Annotated in this window: 6 protein-coding genes; 4 read left to right on the forward strand and 2 right to left on the reverse strand. The window is 59.5% G+C overall.

All coding sequences use genetic code 11. The annotated features are described in order from the left end of the window. The coding region (locus CK944_RS21150) for a TetR/AcrR family transcriptional regulator (protein ID WP_371411689.1) at nucleotides 1-585 on the forward strand (585 nt) is incomplete at its 5' end. 534 nt (nucleotides 586-1,119) lie between these two features. On the opposite strand, the gene CK944_RS21160 is transcribed toward CK944_RS21150, so the two are convergent. Further along, complete coding sequence (locus CK944_RS21160; RefSeq protein WP_103175035.1) at nucleotides 1,120-1,494, reverse strand: VanZ family protein; 375 nt, start codon at nucleotides 1,492-1,494, stop codon at nucleotides 1,120-1,122. A 379-nt stretch (nucleotides 1,495-1,873) separates the two neighbouring features. Here CK944_RS21160 and CK944_RS21165 point away from each other — a divergent pair, with 379 nt between their 5' ends. Beyond that, nucleotides 1,874-2,458, forward strand: a complete 585-nt coding sequence (locus tag CK944_RS21165; protein WP_103175036.1) for a YqaA family protein — start codon at nucleotides 1,874-1,876, stop codon at nucleotides 2,456-2,458. 622 nt (nucleotides 2,459-3,080) lie between these two features. On the opposite strand, the gene CK944_RS21170 is transcribed toward CK944_RS21165, so the two are convergent. Continuing rightward, nucleotides 3,081-3,386 carry a DUF1153 domain-containing protein gene (locus tag CK944_RS21170; RefSeq protein WP_103175037.1) on the reverse strand — a complete coding sequence of 102 codons (306 nt, stop codon included), beginning with the start codon at nucleotides 3,384-3,386 and terminating at the stop codon, nucleotides 3,081-3,083. Between the two features lie 576 nt (nucleotides 3,387-3,962). Here CK944_RS21170 and CK944_RS21175 point away from each other — a divergent pair. Beyond that, a complete protein-coding gene (locus tag CK944_RS21175; protein WP_103175038.1) occupies nucleotides 3,963-5,006 on the forward strand; it encodes a peptidoglycan-binding protein in 1,044 nt (347 codons plus the stop codon). 133 nt (nucleotides 5,007-5,139) lie between these two features. Next, a complete protein-coding gene (locus CK944_RS21180; protein WP_103175039.1) occupies nucleotides 5,140-5,427 on the forward strand; it encodes a hypothetical protein in 288 nt (95 codons plus the stop codon). Nucleotides 5,428-5,513 lie beyond the last annotated feature (86 nt).

Here is a 5,513-nt window from a genome sequence, read left to right on the forward strand (position 1 = left end):
GTGGCCGTGACGCAGCGGGAAGATCAGAAGAACAGAACACGAGCAGTCTTGCTTGACGCGGCACGCACCCTCTTGATGCGGGGGGAGATGGTGACTGTCACGGCAGCCGCGCACGAGGCGGGCATCTCGAAGGCCTCGGCCTACCGCTACTTCTCGGACCCCGCGCTGCTGGCGGCCGAGGCAGGCCTGCATCTGAAGGTGGCACCTTACGGGGACATCATCGGAGATGCCGCCACCCTGCGTGACCGGCTGGTCGCCATCAGCCTTTACTTCTTCGACCTGGCCCTGGCGAACGAGACGGCCTTCCGCACCTATCTCGGCCTGAACCTGCAGGCGGCTGCGCAATCGCAGGACGGCAGAACACCCCGTCGCGGTGCCCGCCGCATCCAGGCCTTCATGTGTGCCCTGGAAAACGAGACAGATATCGGCCCCGAACAGGCCCGCTCCATCGCTGCCGCGCTCGGCATGGCAACCGGGGCCGAGGCCTTGATCGCGCTCTTTGACATCGCAGGCCTGTCCGCAAACGAGGCGCGGGCGCTTGTAGCAGAAACTGCCGAGGCTATCTGCGACCGGATGCTGCCGTAGACAGTTCCTTCCAGAACCGGAGGACGCAGTACGGGCGTTATAGAACTCTAACCGTAGTAGTACGCCTCCTTGAAGGCAGATCACAAACCAGTTTGGCGGCTGGATGAACCCACCCGAGTGGGTTCCGTATCCCGGCTGGCCGGGTTAGGCAGTTCCCTCAAAGAAAACAACGAGGGGCAGTATCGACATGTTCAAGATCGGTTTCGCAGTTCTGGCAATGATGGCAGCTCTGGCTGGATGCGCGGGTGGCTACAATAGCCCAACGGACAGTGCCGCAGTCCGAACCGTTGGTGGGGCAGCCGCAGGTGCGCTTGTGGCAGACGCGGTGGGGGGCTCGAAGACCAAGGGCGCCTTGATCGGCGCCGTCGCGGGTGGTTTGTCCTGCGCCTCGGGAACCTGCCACTGAGGCCCGCCCGAACGGTCCAGGGTCAAGCCGCATGACTTGGCTCTTCCCGTTCATCGTGAAGACGGCTGTAAGGGCGAGACGACCCTCCAGCCTGCGTTATACAGGAACCGCTCCGCCCGAAGGTGATCTTATTGACCCCAGGTCTCCCGGGCGCGGAACGGGCGAGCGCAAGCCACGAGTATGCGTCCGGCAACACTGCCCAGCCCGATGCCCGTGAGGTCCGCCACCCAATCCGCAAAACTGCAGTCACGCCCCACAAAAGGCTGGATGATCTCGATCAGTCCACCGAAGGCTGCATAGACCGGAACGGCAACGAACAGCCAGCCCGGCCTGAGCGTGGCTATTGGAAGCGCTAGCCCTGCAAAGGCGAGGGCATGATAGATCTTGTCCGCATGCTCGATCGAACCCAGTGAAGGAGCCGTGACGGGTGTCAATGTCAGCAGCGCAATGATCGCTACCATCAGCACCGAAAGGCCAATGGCCAGTTTTGACTGGATGTGCATGAATGCCTTGTGTTGAGCGGAGTTCAACGGGGTCGCATTGGAGAGAACTGCCCACAAGGGCAGGGGCGGCTTGTTCACTACCGGACCCATGTTGCGGTGTCACCAGCCGCGAGGCCGAGGGCACTGGTAAGATGGCACACGACTTCTTGTGCAAGCCTTCCGTGCTGCAGCCCAGCCAGCGGTTCTCAAGACGTTGCAGCGATGCCCCGCTGAACATTTGCGCAGTGATCGGATGTCCGATCAGCGTCTATCCCAGCCGCTTGTGTTTACATCCCTCTCCTCTGCTGAAATACGAGCCACTCCGCTTTTGAAGGCTGGGGGACAGCGTGGCAGGAGCAGACAGCTGCCCAAGCGTGGCGCCGCAGCAAAGGAACAAGACATGCTCAGGGCGACATATGGCTGGACGATCAGGCTGGCGTCCCATCCGAAAGCAACCCACGCGCTAGGCGCCGTATCCTTTGCCGAAAGCTCGTTCTTCCCAATCCCACCCGACGCGCTTCTGATCCCGATGGTCATTGCCGAACGGCAGCGCGCATGGTGGCTGGCTTTTGTCTGCACCGTAATGTCCGTTCTTGGTGGCATCCTCGGATACATGATCGGCGCCCTGTTCTTCGAGGAACTCGCACAGCCGGTCCTTGCCTTTTATGGCTACGACGATGAGTTCTCCGCCTTTGCCGAGACCTATAATGACTGGGGCGTCTGGATCGTGCTGATCGCCGGAGGACTGACCCCCCTGCCCTTCAAGGTCGTGACGCTGGCCAGCGGAGCGACGGGGCTCAACATCATTGCTTTCGTCCTGTCCAGCGTGGCGGCGAGGGCGATGCGGTTTTATACGGTGGCGGGGCTGATCTACTGGTTCGGGCCCACAGTACGACACTTCATTGAAACGCGGTTGGTGCTGGTCTTCACGCTAGGCCTTGTTGTGTTGATCGGGGGGGTCATAGCCGTGCGTGTGCTCCTTTAGCTGCACGTCGTGGCACGTCAGGGTGAGCACGGCCTGGTTATGGAAACCAATTCGGAAGGCACGGTCTGTTATTATGCAGATTGTGTTGCCTCATGAACCTGGCAAGCAGCTATTGTCCGCCACACTGAACAATGAATTAATGATAGTCGCTCTCGGTCGTTCCAGCGGCGATCTGTAGGTCGATGCCGCCGCAGATGGCCAAGCTGTCGTTGATCAGGGTGATCTTCTGGTGATGACAGGCGCCGATCGGGTGGCGACCGTCGGAAGGAAAGATAGATCTGGTCGAGCGACATCAGCTTGACATGAAACGGCGGCAAGGGGCCACTCAGCACGATCAGGGCGCCCCCGCTCCATTTCAGCAGGAAGATGTTCAATCCTTCGCCGGTGGACCAAGGCATCCACAAACAGACCAGGCTTGATGGAGAAGCGGTCTGGCGCTAGCCCCTCATTATCGCTTTCGCCGGGCAGCATCTCGACTTGGAAGCCGAGATCCCAAGCCAATTATCATGTCTGAGTTGCGGTCGCAGTGAGGCTGAAAATCCCCCTCTCCCGACTGTTCAGATTTCCCGCTTCACCTCTGACTTCACACGTCTTGCAGGCGATTTCCACACCAAAGCCGCTTTCAATCCGTGTGTCCACCAAGTGACTTATCAACGATGGAATGTCTGTACTTACTTATCGAGGTAACCTTCAATGCTGCCTTTCCATAGACCATGTGAGCGTGGCGCCAAGCATCAAACTCTTCATCAGACAGACCATACCGGCTGAGTGCCTCATCGCGGGTGATCAACCCCTGGTTCACGGCTAAAACAACAGTCTGCTTCCGACTGGCCACCCACCGTGTGTCCGCATCCGGAAGGTCGGTAAGGCTAAGGAGTTGCCCAGCAGGTTTGGCAGTTCGGGAGGCCGGTGGCTTCTTGACAAGCATGGCAGTCCTTTACTGTGGATTTTGAAATACTCAGTGCAAATAACCTAAGGATCAAAAGGTTGGTCGTGCATCCCCTATGTTAGTATATTCTCGCTGGTTCAGAAACCTGACCTTCCGCATAGGTTAAGCGCCCGGTTGGCTTTCCAGGCCCACTTGATCCAGATTGTCTTGCTTCCGAGCGGAGCGCCCGCCCGGCAACGCCAGAACCATCAGGGCATGGCCGCGACAGCCAGTCCGAACATGATGATAGCGGCGAGGAACATGACGGCAGTGGTAACCAGGAAGTTGGCCATCGGGCGATGCTTGCTCAGCGGGTTGTAGGCCTCAGAACCGCTATGGGGGAGCCTTTCAGAGACTTTCTCATCTGCAGCGGAAGATGCAGTTGCCTCAGCAAGTCTCACTCCCCTGCCGCCGCTCAAAGCATTTCATGACAACCGGGGCAGGAGGTGAGGCCAAAGCTGAATACCCTAGCTGCAGGCTAGCTTGCCATTGCTGCCAAGCTCTCCCCGGAACCGAACATCAACTGCGAGATTTATCTCCATAAGCTGGCAGTTGGCATTGCGGTGTGCCTCCGTCATGCTTCAGTGGGAGGGCAAGATTGTGCGAGGCTTCTGTTTTCCTTTGGTGACCGCGGGCATGGTTTCGATAGCGGCTCCTTCGGTTCATGCTGATCAGAACCTCGGAGAGGTTATCGGCACCATTGCGAGAACCGTCCTGGAACAACAGCAAGCCGCACACGAGCAGGCCCTCTGGGCCGGGGTGGTTGAGAACGGGTCGGCGGCTGCCTATCGGCAATATCTGGACGCCTATCCCCAAGGACCGAACGCAAAAAGCGCACGGGAACAACTGACCAAGCTGGAGGCCGCCGCCGCCGCGACGAACCGCGCCGCTCAGGCTGAGGCCGCACTTGCTCTGACGCAGGCCGATCGTGTGGCCATTCAGCGGCGGCTTGATGCACTTGGCTTCTACAAAACCGGCATCGATGGTGTTTTCGGCGCCGGGACACGGCGATCTATAGCGGCATGGCAGGAGTCCAGAAAGCTCCCAGGCACTGGCTACCTGAACGCCGAACAGCTGCGACTGCTGCTTGGCCGTGCTGGGTCGGCGCCGGCTCCCGCGCCCCCTGTTGTGGACAGTCCCGTCACTTCGGCCGCACAAGCAGAACTCAACCTTGGCCTGACCCGGCCTCAGCGGGTGCAGATACAGCGCGATCTGATTGCCCTGGGCTATGATACCAATGGGGCGGACGGCTTGTTTGGTGCAGGCACCCGTGAGGCAATCAGAGCCTGGCAGCGCAATACGGGTCAGCGCGCAACGGGCTATGTAACGGCGGCGCAAGTAGGCGCCCTCCGCTCTGACGCTGAAGCTCGCGGTTCAGAGGCGGCAGGAGGCCGAGCAGCAGCCATAGATGAGGACTTGTTGGGATTGACGCGGAGCGAGCGGGCCCAGATCCAGCAACGGCTTATCGGCCTGGACTACCTGAAGGGTCAGGCTGATGGTGTTTTCGGGGCATCGACGCGGAACGCCATCAGCCGCTGGCAGGGTGACAATGGCCTGGACGAGAGCGGGTATCTCACGGCGGAACAGGTCAGAACGCTGCGGGAGCAGGTTCGCCGCTAGCAGAGGTTTGCACGCTGAGCCGTCACAGCTGTGTCGCATGGTCCAGTCGGGACGCCACAGGCAATGTTCTCGATGCCAAGCGAACCGCCGAAATAGCGTCTAGGCTGAGAGTAACGGCAAGAAAGTGAGTGAAATGAAACAGGCGTTGATCGGACTACTCATCCTCGGTGGTTGCGGAGCTCCCCCGGTGTCCGACTTTGGCACCGCAGACGAACACATCTACAATGGAAGCAGCTGGTATATTGCCGACAGGAGGGGCCAATTGGAGGTTGCATTGATGTCTGGCGGAGATGTGGATCATGTGAGTGAGTATCGGGCTGCCGCCCGCGACTACCTGCGCCAAAGCCAGCGCAGTTGTTCGACCGGCATCGGAAGGCCGGGCGGGGACAAGCGGTATGTGTTTGATTATTCATGCCGCTAACGTGCTCCGGTGGATTCACAAACGAAGTGCAACTGCCAAGATAATACAGGTATTTGCATAAGTTTTACGAATGGCTTCCCACTACC

The sequence above is a fragment of the Paracoccus sp. SY genome (assembly GCF_002901215.1).
In the GTDB taxonomy this organism is placed as follows: Bacteria; Pseudomonadota; Alphaproteobacteria; order Rhodobacterales; family Rhodobacteraceae; genus Paracoccus; species Paracoccus acridae.